Source organism: Agrobacterium sp. GW821-FHT14E08 (genome assembly GCF_058803865.1).
Genome location: NZ_JBXAPJ010000001.1, coordinates 1,083,891 through 1,098,313, shown reverse-complemented (window position 1 = coordinate 1,098,313; position 14,423 = coordinate 1,083,891). Strand labels below are relative to the sequence as shown.

Annotated in this window: 12 protein-coding genes; 5 read left to right on the top strand and 7 right to left on the bottom strand. The window is 60.1% G+C overall.

Features of this window, described 5'->3' with window-relative positions; translation table 11 throughout:
- Nucleotides 1-73: 73 nt before the first annotated feature.
- Nucleotides 74-1,966, top strand: coding sequence for a L,D-transpeptidase family protein (locus AC1ROR_RS05425; protein ID WP_498588817.1), 1,893 nt, complete (start codon nt 74-76; stop codon nt 1,964-1,966).
- 313 nt (nt 1,967-2,279) lie between these two features.
- On the opposite strand, the gene AC1ROR_RS05420 is transcribed toward AC1ROR_RS05425, so the two are convergent.
- Entirely contained in the window at nt 2,280-2,981 is a 702-nt protein-coding gene (locus tag AC1ROR_RS05420) for an HAD family hydrolase (RefSeq protein ID WP_498588816.1), read from the bottom strand.
- Nucleotides 2,982-3,171: 190 nt separating this feature from the next.
- On the opposite strand from AC1ROR_RS05420, the gene rpiA reads away from it, so the two are divergent.
- From rpiA to AC1ROR_RS05400, 4 genes are all read left to right on the top strand, one after another.
- Entirely contained in the window at nt 3,172-3,867 is a 696-nt protein-coding gene (rpiA, locus tag AC1ROR_RS05415) for a ribose-5-phosphate isomerase RpiA (RefSeq protein ID WP_003495827.1), read from the top strand.
- A gap of 16 nt (nt 3,868-3,883) precedes the next feature.
- Complete coding sequence (locus AC1ROR_RS05410) at nt 3,884-4,453, top strand: DUF2059 domain-containing protein (RefSeq protein ID WP_035223246.1); 570 nt, start codon at nt 3,884-3,886, stop codon at nt 4,451-4,453.
- Nucleotides 4,454-4,663: 210 nt separating this feature from the next.
- On the top strand, nt 4,664-6,049 hold the full coding sequence (gene gor / locus AC1ROR_RS05405; protein WP_080834561.1) for a glutathione-disulfide reductase: 1,386 nt from the start codon (nt 4,664-4,666) through the stop codon (nt 6,047-6,049).
- 249 nt (nt 6,050-6,298) lie between these two features.
- Complete coding sequence (locus AC1ROR_RS05400; RefSeq protein ID WP_142173610.1) at nt 6,299-7,675, top strand: class II 3-deoxy-7-phosphoheptulonate synthase; 1,377 nt, start codon at nt 6,299-6,301, stop codon at nt 7,673-7,675.
- A 66-nt stretch (nt 7,676-7,741) separates the two neighbouring features.
- Here AC1ROR_RS05400 and AC1ROR_RS05395 read toward each other — a convergent pair whose 3' ends face one another.
- The 6 genes from AC1ROR_RS05395 to AC1ROR_RS05370 all read right to left on the bottom strand — a co-directional run bounded on the left by AC1ROR_RS05395 (nt 7,742) and on the right by AC1ROR_RS05370 (nt 14,375).
- Nucleotides 7,742-9,481 carry a TadG family pilus assembly protein gene (locus AC1ROR_RS05395; protein WP_498588815.1) on the bottom strand — a complete coding sequence of 580 codons (1,740 nt, stop codon included), beginning with the start codon at nt 9,479-9,481 and terminating at the stop codon, nt 7,742-7,744.
- A gap of 1 nt (nt 9,482) precedes the next feature.
- Nucleotides 9,483-9,905 (bottom strand): TadE/TadG family type IV pilus assembly protein, encoded by a 423-nt coding sequence (locus AC1ROR_RS05390; RefSeq protein ID WP_035223257.1) that lies wholly within the window; start codon nt 9,903-9,905, stop codon nt 9,483-9,485.
- Nucleotides 9,906-10,042: 137 nt separating this feature from the next.
- Nucleotides 10,043-10,879: a RadC family protein gene (gene radC, locus AC1ROR_RS05385; RefSeq protein ID WP_498588814.1), complete on the bottom strand. Its 837-nt coding sequence runs from the start codon at nt 10,877-10,879 to the stop codon at nt 10,043-10,045.
- Between the two features lie 13 nt (nt 10,880-10,892).
- Nucleotides 10,893-11,732 (bottom strand): type I methionyl aminopeptidase, encoded by an 840-nt coding sequence (gene map, locus AC1ROR_RS05380; RefSeq protein ID WP_035223263.1) that lies wholly within the window; start codon nt 11,730-11,732, stop codon nt 10,893-10,895.
- A 31-nt stretch (nt 11,733-11,763) separates the two neighbouring features.
- On the bottom strand, nt 11,764-12,483 hold the full coding sequence (sfsA, locus tag AC1ROR_RS05375) for a DNA/RNA nuclease SfsA (RefSeq protein WP_498588813.1): 720 nt from the start codon (nt 12,481-12,483) through the stop codon (nt 11,764-11,766).
- A 32-nt stretch (nt 12,484-12,515) separates the two neighbouring features.
- On the bottom strand, nt 12,516-14,375 hold the full coding sequence (locus AC1ROR_RS05370; RefSeq protein ID WP_498588812.1) for a PHA/PHB synthase family protein: 1,860 nt from the start codon (nt 14,373-14,375) through the stop codon (nt 12,516-12,518).
- Nucleotides 14,376-14,423: the final 48 nt, after the last annotated feature.

Sequence of the window (14,423 nt, the reverse complement as noted above, 5' to 3'; positions counted from 1 at the left end):
TCGATCGGCTAGACAGGCATGAAACTGATGCCCGCCGTTTGACTGGCGGTGCTGGGGTGCTACGAGGATCAAATTGCAAGTCACTTCTGGAAAATCATCGGCAGCGCTGGTGCTGGCTCTCGGTCTTTGCGTCTCTACCGCTCTTCCCGGCAGCGCCGGCGCGGTAACGCTGATGGACCTTCTGCGCGGCGGCCCGGGCAAGGTTGCGCGCGATCGCGGTGAGTTGCCGCCGGCCGGCATCGTCACATCGCCGTCGGTTTCAGGACCGAGCGCCGATGCCTCCGATCCCGAGCCCCTGCCGCGCGTTTCCGGCCCGCGTTATTACGATTACAAGGCGGATACGGCCCGTGCGGTGAATACGGCGAATTTCGGTGAGGGCCTCGCCAATCTGAAGTTCAGCGCCACTCCCGAAATCGCCAAGGCGCTCGAAGCCTATTATGGCGCGGGCGGCAAGACGCTTTGGGTTTCCGAAGGCGAACTGACAGACCGGGCAAACGCCACCATCGCTTTCTTCGAAACGGTTGGTGAAAGTGGCCTTGATCCGGCCGATTACAGCATTTCCGCACCGGCAAAAGACGTGACCGCCAGCATCAGCAGCAATGCAGCCGGTACGACGGCCACAGGCACGCCGGTGGAAACGGCGTCCGCGTCGGCCTCCGATGCCTATCAGCGGGCGCAGATGCAGTTCGAGCTGGCGCTCTCGGCCAAGGTTCTGGCCTATGTGCAGGACACCACCCGTGGCCGCGTCGATCCGAACCGGCTGTCGGGCTATCATGATTTCAAGCGCAAGACGGTGAACCTCGCTCCCGTGCTGAAACTGGCTGGCTTGAGCCCCGATGTTGCCGCCTATCTGCGCAGCCGTGAACCGTCCAGCACCGAGTATCTTGCGTTGAAGGCGGAACTAGTACGCCTACGCGGTGAGGGCGATGCGGCGCATGTCGTGCGCGTTCCGGCCGATCTGGTGTTGAAGCCCGGTAACAGCAGCGCGGATATGGCCAATGTCGTCAAGGCCATCGAACACCGCGCTTCGCCCGCCTTCAAGGCTGAACATGCGGCCATCATTTCCGCTTATCAGCAGACGCCTGACTATACGCCCGATCTCGTTGATCTGGTGAAGGCGTTCCAGAGCGAGAACGGTCTGAAGCCGGACGGCGTCATCGGCCGCGCTACCGTGCGCGCCATGGTCGGCGAAAGCAACGACACGAAGATTACCAAGGTACAGGTGGCGATGGAGCAGGTCCGCTGGCTGCCGGCCGATCTCGGCCAGCGCTATGTCTTCATCAACCAGCCCGCTTTCATGGCCTATTACCACAATGAGGGCAAAGAACAGTTCGGCATGAAGGTCGTGGTCGGCTCCAAGGCCAACCAGACCTATTTCTTCCAGGACGAGATCCAGACTGTCGAGTTCAACCCCTATTGGGGCGTGCCGCAGTCGATCATCGTCAACGAGATGCTGCCGAAGCTGCGCCGCGACCCGTCTTATCTCGACCGGCTGGGTTATGAGGTTCAGGTGGGCGGCCGTGCGGTCTCCTCCACCAGCGTCAACTGGTACGGCTCGACCAATGCGGTTTCGGTTCGCCAGCCGCCAAGCAGTGACAATGCGCTGGGCGACCTGAAAATCCTGTTCCCCAACGCGCATGCCATCTACATGCACGATACGCCCGCCAAGAGCTTCTTCAACCGCGACATGCGGGCGCTGAGCCATGGCTGTATCCGCCTGGTCGAGCCGCGCCGCATGGCGGCTGCCGTTCTCGGCACCAGTGTCGAAAAGGTCGGCGAGCAGATCGCGTCTGGCAAGAACCGCGCCGTGCAGGTGCCGGAGAAGGTTCCGGTGTATGTGGCCTATTTCACCGCCTGGCCGGACAAGGACGGCAAGGTGCAGTTCTTCGACGATGTCTATGACCGCGACAGCTATGTGCAGAAGGCGTTTTCCGTGACGACGAAGGCGCGGGCCGCGTCGATCTGATCAGAATAGCATCGAGAAAAAAGCGCCGGAAACGGCGCTTTTTTGTTTGAAGGAAAGGCCTGCCCAATTTGTTTGGTGCCGGAGTCCGTCAGCTACATTTGGCGTTAACGGCAACACCGTACTCCGTCACCCCGGACCTGATCCGGGGTCCAGCGCGATCAAGTCCTTGATCGCACGAGACTCTCTTCTCACGGCGCAGACGCGCCGTGGCTGGATGCCGGATCTAGTCCGGCATGACGGAAGAGAGGTTGTTCAGCTCTCATTGACGTCGGAATCGCCGTTCTCTGGCGCTCCACTTGTCTGGTCCAGCCTCTCAGGCGGCCGCTGCACCCTTCGCAACCAGTTCTTCGAACAGCGCCGGCGTCAGCGCGGCGAAATCGTCGATCACCACATCCGGCTCCAGTTCAACCATCGGCACATCCGAATAACCGAAGGTCACGCCGATCGACGGGACAGCGGCGTTCTTTGCGGCGAGAATGTCGTTGATGCTGTCGCCGACCATGATGGAGCGCTGGACATCGCCGCCGGCTTTTTCGATGGTGCCGAGAATATGGCGGGCATCCGGCTTGCGGAATTCGAACGTATCGCCGCAGGTGATGGCGGCGAAATATTGGGTGAGGCCCAGCTTTTCGAGTAGCGGCAAAGCGAGGATTTCCGTCTTGTTGGTGCAGACGGCAAGCGTGATGCCGGCGGCCGACAGCGCATCCAACGTGTTGATGATGCCGGGATAGGGGCGGCTTTCGCCGGGCATTTCGGCGCGGTAATGGGTGATGAAGCGTTCATAGAGCGGCTCGATTTCGGCTTCCGGCAGTTCTGTCTCGCGAAGCGCGAAGGCGCGCTTGATCATCACACGCGCGCCCTGGCCGACGAGGTGGGTCAGGTCTTCATAGGTGACGGGGGCAAGGCCGGCGGCGGCAATGGTGTGATTGAGGCTCGAGACGAGATCGGCGGCGGTGTCGACCAGCGTGCCGTCGAGGTCGAAGATGGCGAGTGGGGAGAGCGGGCGGGATGTCACGGAAACGGGCCTCTTGGGTATGCTTCTGGTGAAGCTATCGGTGCTTTCATTCGCGCCAAGCCTAGGCAAACGGCCTTGTCTTTGCAACCGCACCACAACGTTCTGTTCGTTGGCTTGAAAAAGGCTTTCGTTTGGCTTTCGACCCGTGTAAACAGCACGGCGACGACAAAGCTACCGGAGTTTCAGGCACATGGATGCCCGCCAGATGAAGATCAAGGCCGCCGAGGCCGCATTGTCCCATGTTCAAGACGGGATGCGGCTTGGTATCGGCACGGGTTCAACGGCTGAGGAATTCGTGCGGCTGCTGGCGGAAAAGGTTGCCGCCGGTCTGAAAGTCGAGGGCGTACCGACCTCCGAGCGCACCGCACGGCTGTGCGTGGAACTCGGAGTGCCGCTGAAATCCCTCGACGAGTTGCCGGAACTGGATCTGACCATTGACGGCGCCGATGAGGTGGACCATGCGCTGCGGCTTGTGAAGGGCGGCGGCGGCGCGCTTCTGCGCGAAAAGATCGTGGCGGCGGCATCTGCCCGCGTGATCGTGATTGCCGACCAGAGCAAGGTGGTGGAGACGCTCGGCGCCTTTCCGCTGCCCATCGAAATCAACCCGTTCGGCCAGGTGGCGACGCGGATCGCCATTGAGAAGCTGGCGGCGCGGTCCGGCCTTTCGGGCACGCTGACGATGCGTTCGTCTGGCGACGGCGCCTTCATGACGGATGGCGGACACCTTATTCTCGACGCATCTTTTGGCCGTATTCCTGATGCAGAAGCGCTTGCACGCGAGCTGAACACGATACCCGGTGTTGTCGAGCACGGACTTTTCATAAATTTGGCATCGCTTGCCATTATCGCGGGACCTGAAGGCGCCCGCGTGATGCAGGCAGTATAACAGGAGCGAGATTTTCATGATCAAACTAGCGGGACTGGGCAAAGCTGCCGCTGCTTCGATCCTTATTTCCGGCATCGTGTTCGGTACTGCCGCACGCGCTCAGGAAATTTCGGAAGCGCATATTGCTGCCGCACGGCAGGCGATCGCCTCTCTTGGCGTAACCGACCGTTTCGATGACATCTTGCCGGGTCTGGCGGAGCGTCTGAAGGCCGAACTCATCCAGGCATCGCCGAATGTTCAGGACGCGATCACCGAGACCGTCGATGCCAAGGCGCTCGAGCTTGCGCCGCGCCGCGCCGATCTGGAGCGTGAAGCTGCACTTACCTATGCGCGCGCCTTCACCGTTGAAGAGCTGAACGCCATTTCCACCTTCTACAGCAGCGAAGCCGGCAAGAAGCTTCTGAAGGACGGCCCGATCGCCACGCGCGAACTGATGAAGGCTGCCGATATCTGGGCCGCCGGCATCAACCGCGACCTGAACGCTTCCAGCATGACCGAACTGCAGAAGGTTGCCGGCGCTGACCTCAAGCCGCTTCCGGCCGATCAGAACGCCACGGGCGGCGCTCCGGCGGCTCCCAAGCCCTGATTGAATGAACAGGCTGAGCATCGGACCGGAAAGTGTAATGCGGTTTCCGGAGAATCCGATGCTTAGTCAAAAAAACTATCTTCAGAAATATTCAAAGCCCGGTCGCAAGACCGGGCTTTTCATTTGTGCGTTGCAGCACCTATATGTGCCGTGAAGACGCCACCGTTCGCCTTGAGGCTGATGGCGTCGTTTTGATCAGGGGTTTTGACTATGACAGCTTATGACTACGATCTTTTCGTCATCGGTGGCGGCTCCGGCGGCGTGCGCAGCGGCCGCGTGGCGGCCTCGCTCGGCAAGCGCGTGGGGATTGCTGAAGAATACCGCTATGGTGGAACCTGCGTCATTCGCGGCTGCGTGCCGAAGAAGCTGCTCGTCTACGCCTCGCAATTCCCTGAGCATTTCGAGGATTCGGAAGGATTCGGCTGGAGCGTCGGTGAACGCAGCTTTGACTGGAAGAAGCTGATCGCGGCGAAGGACAAGGAAATCACCCGTCTCGAAGGGCTCTACCGCAAGGGTCTGGAAAACGCCAAGGCCGATATTTTCGACAGTCGGGCGGAATTGGTCGACGCCCATACCGTGAAGCTGACGAAAACCGGCGAGACCTTCACGGCCGAGCGTATCGTGATTGCCGTCGGCGGCACGCCGAACGAGCACAGGGCGCTGCCCGGCCATGAGCTGACGATCTCGTCCAACGAGGCTTTTGACCTGGAAGAGCTGCCGAAGTCGATCCTGATTGCCGGTGGCGGTTACATCGCGGTCGAATTTGCCAATATCTTCCATGGGCTCGGCGTCGAAACGACCCTGATCTACCGTGGCAAGGAAATCCTGTCGCGTTTCGATCAGGACATGCGCAAGGGTCTGCACGAGGCCATGGAGGCCAAGGGCATCAAGATATTGCTCGGCGATGTCATCGAAGAAGTGACGAAGGGTGAGGGCGCATTACAGGCCCGCACCAAGAACCACGGTACTCTTTCCGTCGAGACGGTGATGCTGGCGCTCGGGCGCGATCCGAACACGAAGGGCCTCGGTCTCGAAAACGTCGGCGTGAAGCTGGATGCGCGCGGCGCGATCATCGTCGACGACTATTCGCGGACCAACGTTCCGAATATCTTCGCGCTGGGTGACGTCACCGACCGGGTACAGCTGACCCCGGTGGCGATCCACGAGGCCATGTGCTTCATCGAAACCGAATACAAGAACAACCCGACCAAGCCGGATCACGAGCTGATTGCGACGGCGGTGTTCTCGCAGCCGGAAATCGGAACTGTCGGTCTTTCGGAAGAGGAAGCGGGCAAGAAATATCCGGAACTGGAAGTCTATCGCGCCCAGTTCAGGCCGATGAAGGCGACGCTTTCCGGCCGTCAGGAAAAGACGATCATGAAGCTGATCGTCAATGCCAGCGACCGCAAAGTTGTGGGCGTGCATATTCTCGGCCACGAGGCGGGCGAGATGGCGCAGCTTCTCGGTATCACGCTGAAAGCCGGCTGCACCAAGGATGATTTCGACCGTACCATGGCGGTTCATCCCACAGCCGCCGAGGAGCTGGTGACGATGTATTCGCCGAGCTACCGCGTGGTGAATGGCGAGCGCGTGTAGCCCTGACGCAAGCGTGATATAATCGCGCGTCAAAATTGCCCGTCGCCCCCGAAACAGACGATTTTCGGGTGGGGGCGGGTTTGTTAAATCGTTTGAATTGACTTTTATGCGCTTGAGACGCTCAAAACGGGCGGATTGAGCGGTATGGCGCCGGGATCGGCTATGCAAAGGCGATGCATGGAGCTATAAGCCGCTCAATTTTTCGAGGCGGTCGCGCGGCAGTCGCGTGGTCGAAAAAAGGGTAAGGACATGGCACAGAATTGGACACCCGGCAGCTGGCGGCAGAAACCGATCCAGCAGGTTCCCGAATATCCTGACGCGGCAGCGCTTGCGGCAACGGAAGCCACGCTTGCGACCTATCCGCCGCTGGTTTTTGCCGGTGAAGCCCGCCGCCTGAAAAAACAGCTTGCCAATGTGGCTGAAGGCAACGCCTTCCTGCTGCAGGGCGGCGATTGCGCCGAAAGTTTCCTTGAGCATGGCGCGGACAATATCCGCGACTTCTTCCGCGCTTTCCTGCAGATGGCCGTTGTGCTGACCTATGGCGCGCAGCTGCCCGTCGTGAAGGTTGGCCGCATTGCCGGTCAGTTCGCCAAGCCGCGCTCTTCCAACGTGGAAGCGCAGGATGGCGTGACGCTGCCGTCTTACCGCGGCGACATCATCAACGGCATCGAATTCAACGAGGCCTCACGCATTCCGAACCCGGAGCGTCAGCTTGACGCCTATCGCCAGTCGGCGGCGACGCTGAACCTGTTGCGCGCCTTCGCAATGGGCGGTTATGCCAACCTTGAAAACGTTCATCAGTGGATGCTCGGCTTCATCAAGGACAGCCCGCAGGCGGACCGTTACCGCAAGCTGGCCGACCGGATTTCCGAAACCATGGATTTCATGAAAGCGATCGGCATCAGCGCGGAGAACAATCCGAGCCTGCGCGAGACCGATTTCTTCACCAGCCATGAGGCCCTGCTGCTGGGTTACGAAGAGGCGCTCACCCGCGTCGATTCCACCTCGGGCGACTGGTACGCCACCTCCGGCCACATGATCTGGATCGGTGACCGCACGCGTCAGCTTGACCATGCGCATGTGGAATATTTCCGTGGCATCAAGAACCCGATCGGCCTGAAGTGCGGTCCGTCTCTGACGCCAGACAATCTGATCGAGCTGATCGATGCGCTGAACCCGGCGAACGAGGCTGGACGCCTGACGCTGATTTGCCGTTTCGGTCATGACAAGGTGGCGGACAGCCTGCCGAAGCTCATCCGTGCGGTTGAGAAGGAAGGCCGCAAGGTCGTCTGGTCCTGCGATCCGATGCATGGCAACACGATCACGCTCAACCACTACAAGACGCGTCCGTTCGAGCGCATTCTGTCGGAAGTCGAAAGCTTCTTCCAGATTCACCGCGCCGAAGGCACGCATCCGGGTGGCATCCATATCGAGATGACCGGCAAGGACGTGACGGAATGCACGGGCGGCGCGCGCGCCGTGACGGCGGATTCGCTGTCCGACCGTTACCACACCCATTGCGATCCGCGTCTCAACGCCGATCAGGCGCTGGAACTGGCCTTCCTTCTGTCGGAGCGCATGAAGAGCGGCCGGGACGAGAAGCGCCTGGCGATTGCCAACGCCTGATATTAAAGCCTTAAACAAAAAAGCCGCCGGGAGACCATCCGGCGGCTTTTTCATGCGCGGTGCTGACTATTGCACCAACGCCGGCTGCTGGCACCGAACATCCGTGACCCGTACATCGGCCTCGCCGATCTTGACGCCGAGAACCAGAAGCACGTTGTAGAGCAGCTGATCGACCGGAGCCGTGACAACCGAAAGCGTATTGGCAAGCGCGGCCTGGATTCCCGCCAGTCCTCCCAGATCGAGGTTGAGGAAGAGGAGCCTGATATCCAGATCGAGGTTCTTCAGCAGGGAACTGACGAGAGTGGTAACGGTGTCCTTGGTGGAGACGCTCTTGATCTTTGCCTGAGTGATATCCGACTGCGTGAAAGTCAGCTTGGTTTTCTTCATGTTGGTGGCGTTGATGAGGGCGCTGCCATTGATGGCGAGCAGTGCGGAATCCACGATCGCTGTCTTGGTGACGCGCGGGTCCTTGCCGAAATTGGCGAAGGCCGAGGTATCGACATTACCGAGGGCGATTTCCGCGACGCCGGGGACGACCTCAACATCGACGGTTCCCTGTCCGCCGCCCGTGCAGCGAATATCGGCAAGCCGTGCTTCGGCGTGGGCGACTTCCACATAGAGCGGAACATTGACCTTCAGGCCGGCAATCGCCTGAAGCCCATCGACCACGACATTGACCGCCAGCCGGGTTTGCGCGGTACGGACCACGGTGCCCGGACCGCCGACGGCGAGCGACGGCGTTTCGACGGGTGGTTCACCGATGGCAAGCGTTGCCTTGACCGAGGCGAGACCCAGCAGGTTGGCGTTGAGATTGAGCGCCAGCTGGTTGCCGCCATTGCCCGCCACGGCGGCGGCATTGATGAGATCGAAGACGCCGGCGGTGACCTTGAGGTTTTCGCCGCTACCGATCAGCTTGTCGGAGAACGGCCCGAGATTGAGGATTTCCTCGAGCTTGAGCTTGATATTGCTCTTGTTGACGGTTTTTTGCAGCGCAGTCAGAATGGTGGCGACAGCCGGCTGCAGGCCCGTGGTCTTCGTCAGCGCATTCAGGAACTGACCATAGGTGATTTCCGTTTTCAGAACATCCTTGTAGGTGCCGGCAGTGAGTTTGAGATCGACGGCCAGCGCCTCGACGACATGTAATGCGTTGACATCGGCAGCGAGCAGCGCCTGATAATCCATGAGCTTGAGCGAAACCGTGGTGCCGAGCAGGCCGCCGAGCAGGCTGTTCAGGATTCCATCGTCGAGGCTTGCGAGCCGCGATCCCACCGAAAATGCGGCGATCTTCTGGGACGAGGCGGTTCCGACCGCCGAAACCTTGGGCGGGGTGGTGAAGGCGGATGCGAAGAATATCTGCCCCTTCTCGACGATGTTCACTTTGATCGCATTGGTGGGCAGGGCGTTTTCGACAAAACGCTGGTCGACGGGAATGGTCGCATCGGGTTCATAATGCCCCTTGATGACCTGGGCGTAACCCTTGCTGCTGGCAAATTCGTTCAAGGGATCGAAGGGTTTCAGACCCGCTGGGGTCAACAGGCCCTGCGCCGTCTTGACGCCGAGATCCATGCCGTTGAGGGCGAAATATTGCTGCACCGCCTTTTCGGCGTCGGCGGCATTGGCGGCGGCCGATATGGCCGCGAGATCGGCGGTCTGCTGCAATTGCCGTTTTTGCAGGGTCAGATAGCCGTAATCGACACCGAGAGCCAATATGCCGATGAAAAGCGGCGCGGTAAGCCCGGCCGAGATGGCGATGTTGCCGGCCCGATCCTTCAGGAAAGCGGGAAGCAGGGAATGGATAGTCCGCATGTCATGCTCCTCCGATCCGGATGGTGGAAAAACGCCGGATGACCGGCTCGGGCAGGGTGTAGCTGTAGAGGCTCCAGATCGGCAGATCGCGGGCGTCATATTCAACCTTCACCGTGAACTGATTGGCATTGGCGGGATCGGTGGCGACATCGACGGTGAAACGCTTCTTGTCCATGAAGGCGTAGCTGAGGTCGCTTTTGGTGACGAAATCCCGGGCCAGCTGCTGGCGCTCGGTCGTGTTCAGCCCGGCAACCGCCGTTCTTGCCGCATCGGCGGCGATCTGCTGCACCGAGTAGGCCGCCATCAGATAAATGCCATAGGCGATCATGGTGAGCAGGACGAGAAAGAATATCGGTGCGACGATGGCGAACTCGACAGCCGACGAGCCGGATCTATCGCGAAAGAAACGCACTCCATTAAACATAAAGCACCCCCGTTCCTTCAGGCATCAAGGTTCGATGCCTTGATTTATTATTTTCGGAAATGCTAATTTATAGGTGTTAATTTTGTGTTGATGTCGCTCTTGTGGGTTGCAGCGTTTCTTAAACTCTCGCTTCTACTTCAGATCAGCCGGAGGCCTTTGAAGCTTGCGTGGCCGTCCTTGCCGATGATGATGTGGTCGTGAACCGTGATGCCGAGCGGCTTTGCCGTATCGATGATGGTTTTGGTCATCTCGATATCCGCGCGGGACGGGGTGGGGTCCCCACTTGGGTGATTATGTATTAAAATCAATGCAGTAGATGAAAGTTCAAGCGCGCGGCGCACGATTTCCCGCGGGTAGACCGGGGTATGGTCCACGGTTCCCTGGCCCTGTACCTCGTCGGCGATCAGGACATTGCGCTTGTCGAGGAACAGGATGCGGAACTGCTCGCGCGTTTCATGGGCCATGGCGGCATGGCAATAGTCGATGACAGAGGACCAGGAGCCGAGAACCTGCTTGTTGCGGATTTCGCTTTTCAGCATGCGCTGGGAAACGGAGGCGACGAGCTTCAGGTCGAGTGCTACGGCCTCGCCCACGCCCTTTACCTCCTGCAGGAGCGGCAGCGGCGCGCCGAGCACGCCGCCCAGCGTTCCGAAACGGGCTATCAGCGCCTTGGCGATGGGTTTGGTATCGCGTCTCGGGATGAGCCGGAACAGCAAAAGTTCCAGCAATTCATAGTCAGCAAGCGCCGTGTCGCCGCCATCGCGGTAGCGCGCCCGCAACCGGTCCCGGTGGCCGTGAAAATGGGCGGCATCCGCTTCCTGTTCCGCAATAGCTGCGGCCGGTTTTTTCGCGGCGCTTCTTGGTTCGGCGAAAAAGCCGCGCTCATCCGCTCCGTCGAAAAGATCGCCTTCGCCTGCCTGAAAGCCGGACGTTTGGGAAGGATCGGCGGAAGGCGGGGCGGGGCGTTTTGCCATAGGCGGTCTGGCCTTATGCGGGGGGAAGCGGCGGCAGGCCCGGACGGTCGAAGCCGCCGGGCGACAGCGTGAAGATTTCGCAGCCGGTGGCCGTGACGCCGACCGCATGTTCATATTGCGCGGAAAGGGAACGGTCGCGCGTCACCGCCGTCCAGCCGTCGGAGAGCACCTTCACATGCGGCTTGCCGAGATTGATCATCGGCTCGATGGTGAAGATCATGCCTTCGCGGATTTCCGGGCCTTCGTCCGGACGGCCGTAATGCAGGATATTGGGCGTGTCATGGAACAGGCGTCCGACACCGTGGCCACAGAAGTCGCGCACCACCGAGCAACGCTCGGCTTCCGCATAGGCCTGGATCGCCGCGCCGATTGCGCCGGTGCGCACGCCGGGCTTCACCGCCGCGATACCGCGCAGCAGGCATTCATAGGTCACTTCCATCAGCCGCTCGGCGGCGCGCTTGATCTGGCCGACCGGATACATGCGGCTTGAATCGCCGTGCCAGCCATCCAGCACATAGGTCACATCGATATTGACGATATCGCCGTCGCGCAGCGGCTTTTCGTCTGGAATGCCGTGGCAGACCACATGGTTGATCGAGGTGCAGACGGATTTCGTATAACCGCGATAATTCAGCGTTGCCGGAAGCGCACCGTGGTCGGCGCCAAACTCGAAGACGAAACGATCGATGGCATCCGTGGTGACACCCGGCTTGACGATTGCCGCAAGTTCATCGAGGCAGCGCGCCGTCAGCTGGCACGCCTTGCGCATGCCGTCGAAGTCCTCAGAGTTATAGAGGCGGATGACGCCTGTATTCTTGAGGGGGGCGGAGGCTGCGTCGATATAGGTGACCATCTTAGTGCTTTCTGTCTCTTTACGTCCCTGTTCATAAAACAGCCGGACGCCATTCGTCCATCTTAACCGTTCCGCTGACCGAAATTTGTGCCGAGGAGACCTCGCATTTCACCGCATAGGCCTCCACACCGCGCGCCATGGCCCGCTGAAATGCCAGCGCATAGACGGGATCGAGATCATCGCAGATGCGCATCCGTTCGCAATCGTCGCGCTGGATAAGATAGAGCATCACCGAACGATAACCGGCTTCCGCTGCGTCACCCAACTCCTCCAGATGTTTCGCACCGCGTTTGGTGGCCGTATCGGGAAATTCGGCCAGCCCCTTCTCGCGCATGAAATGCACGTTCTTCACTTCTACATAGGCATCCGGCCGACCGGGCTCGGACAGCAGGAAGTCGATACGCGAATTGCGGCCATATTTCTGTTCGCGCCGGATCGTCGAATAGCCCCCGAGTTCGGGAATCCGGCCGTTCAGGATAGCCTCTTCCGCCAGCCGGTTGGGCATGCCGGTATTGATGCCGACCGTGGTGCCATCGGCCTCGACCATTTCCAGCATGTGCCGGTATTTGCGGGTCGGGCTGTCATGTTCCGACAGCCAGATGCGGGAGCCCGGCGTCGTCAGCCCGCGCATGGAGCCGGTATTGGGGCAGGAGCCGGTGATCGCGGTGCCATCCTCCAGGACGGCATCGAACAGGAAGCGTTTATAACGGGCGATCAGCGTGGCGGGAATGAGCGGGGGCGTGAAGAACATGTGGCCTGAAAGATGTTAGGTGATGGAAGTGGTCAGGAAAGGACGTAGGTTCCCGGCGCATCGCCAAGCACGGGGTGCTTGCCGTCTTCCGGCTTTCGCGCCTTTACCTTTTCAGCATTCTGGCTTTCGATCCAGTTCTGCCAATGCACCCACCAGGAGCCCCTATGCGCGGTGGCGGCGCCCTGCCAGGCATCAAAGTCTCCGGTCGGTGACGGGCCTGTCCAATATTGGTATTTTTCAAGCTGCGGCGGATTGACGACGCCGGCTATGTGGCCGGAAGCGCCGAGCACGAATTCCACCGGCCCGCCGAACAGGGCAGCCCCCGTGAAGACGGATTTTGCCGGGGCGATATGATCGTCGCGGGTGGCGAGATCATAGACCGGGATTTTGATGTCGCCGAGATTGATCCGTTTATCTGCCACGCGCATCAGCCCGCGGGCGAGATTGTTGTCGAGATAACAATTGCGAAGATAGAAGGAGTGACTGGCGGCCGTCACCCGGGTCGAATCGGAATTCCAGTAGAGCAGATCGAAGGGCAGGGGTTCCGTGCCGCGCAGGTAATTATCGACCACATAGGGCCAGATAAGATCGGAGGCGCGCAGCATGTTGAAGACGGTGGCCATGATCGAGCCGTCGAGGTAACCGACCGCCTGCATATGCCTGTCGAGCGCCGCAAGCTGGCCTTCATCGATGAAGACCTTGAGGTCGCCGGCATGGACAAAATCCGTCTGGGCGGCGAGCAGCGTGGCACTGCGGATGCGCCCGTCGTCTTCCTGCGCATGCAGCGCCAGTGCCGAGGATAAAAGCGTGCCGCCGACGCAATAACCGATCGCGTTGATTTCCGTTTCGCCGGTCCTTTCCTCGATCGTGTCGAGGGCGAAATCGATGCCTTCGCGGATATAATCTTCCCAGCCTTTATCCGCCAGCTGGGCATCCGGGTTGATCCACGAGACCATGAAGACGCTATGGCCCTGCTCGAGGCACCAGCCGACGAAGGATTTCTGCGGATTGAGATCGAGAATGTAGAATTTGTTGATCCATGGCGGCACGATCAGGAGCGGCCGTTTGAAGACCTTTTTCGTCGTCGGTGTGTAGTGGATAATCTCGCAGAGCGGGCTTTTCGCGACCACCTTGCCGGGGGTTGTGGCGATATTCTGGCCGATGATGAATTTGCTGTAGTCCGTCTGGCGCAGTTTCAGGTGGCCATGGCCTGCCGCGACATCTTCCGCCAGCTGCGCCATGCCCTTGACGAGATTGGCGCCGCTGGAGGCGACCGTCTCGCGGAAGACCTGCGGATTGGTGAAGACGAAATTGGCGGGTGAGAGCGCCTCCGTTACCTGGCGCATGTAAAACAGCGCCTTGGTGCGGGTGTGTTCATCCAGGCCGTCTGCCTCCGTCACCATCCGGTCGGCAAAACCGACGGTGGTCTGATAGGCTTTGAGGAGAAAATCGAAAAAAGGATTGGCCTGCCAGTCAGCATCGGCAAAACGCCTGTTGCGGCGCTCCGCAGGGCCGCTTTCGGCCGGCGTCGCCGAGGCCGAATCGGCATCGCCGGAAAACTGCGCCACCGATTTTGCCCACAGCTCGTAATAGCTGGAGAGGAGATGGGTCTGCGCTTCGAGAGAGCGTTTCGGCTCTGCCATCCAGTATTCGGCGACATCGGACAACGTCTTGACGAGATCGGTCACTGGATCGGCGCTTGCCTGGGGGATTTCGCCCCGCTCGCGCGGCGCCAGCCATTCGGACGCGGCCTTGCCAAGATTTTCAAGCGCACGGGCAATGTTGACCGCGAAGGTTTCCGGATCGCGGATCAGGTAGGCCTCGGCTGAGCTGGCGTCGAAACCGGGTGTTTTGCCACCCTTTTTTCCAGCGCCGCCGTCAACACCCGCCATGCATCATCCTCCGCCAAATTTGTGTTTGCACATTCTGCATGAAAACGA

Excerpts from the sequence above, each read along its gene's own strand:
- rpiA (WP_003495827.1), top strand. The coding sequence starts at position 3,172 with ATGGATGCCCGCCAGATGAAGATCAAGGCCGCCGAGGCCGCATTGTCC.
- radC (WP_498588814.1), bottom strand. The coding sequence starts at position 10,879 with ATGGCAAAACGCCCCGCCCCGCCTTCCGCCGATCCTTCCCAAACGTCC.
- AC1ROR_RS05390 (WP_035223257.1), bottom strand. The coding sequence starts at position 9,905 with ATGTTTAATGGAGTGCGTTTCTTTCGCGATAGATCCGGCTCGTCGGCT.
- AC1ROR_RS05370 (WP_498588812.1), bottom strand. The coding sequence starts at position 14,375 with ATGGCGGGTGTTGACGGCGGCGCTGGAAAAAAGGGTGGCAAAACACCC.
- sfsA (WP_498588813.1), bottom strand. The coding sequence starts at position 12,483 with ATGTTCTTCACGCCCCCGCTCATTCCCGCCACGCTGATCGCCCGTTAT.
- AC1ROR_RS05400 (WP_142173610.1), top strand. The coding sequence starts at position 6,299 with ATGGCACAGAATTGGACACCCGGCAGCTGGCGGCAGAAACCGATCCAG.
- map (WP_035223263.1), bottom strand. The coding sequence starts at position 11,732 with ATGGTCACCTATATCGACGCAGCCTCCGCCCCCCTCAAGAATACAGGC.
- AC1ROR_RS05395 (WP_498588815.1), bottom strand. The coding sequence starts at position 9,481 with ATGCGGACTATCCATTCCCTGCTTCCCGCTTTCCTGAAGGATCGGGCC.
- gor (WP_080834561.1), top strand. The coding sequence starts at position 4,664 with ATGACAGCTTATGACTACGATCTTTTCGTCATCGGTGGCGGCTCCGGC.
- AC1ROR_RS05410 (WP_035223246.1), top strand. The coding sequence starts at position 3,884 with ATGATCAAACTAGCGGGACTGGGCAAAGCTGCCGCTGCTTCGATCCTT.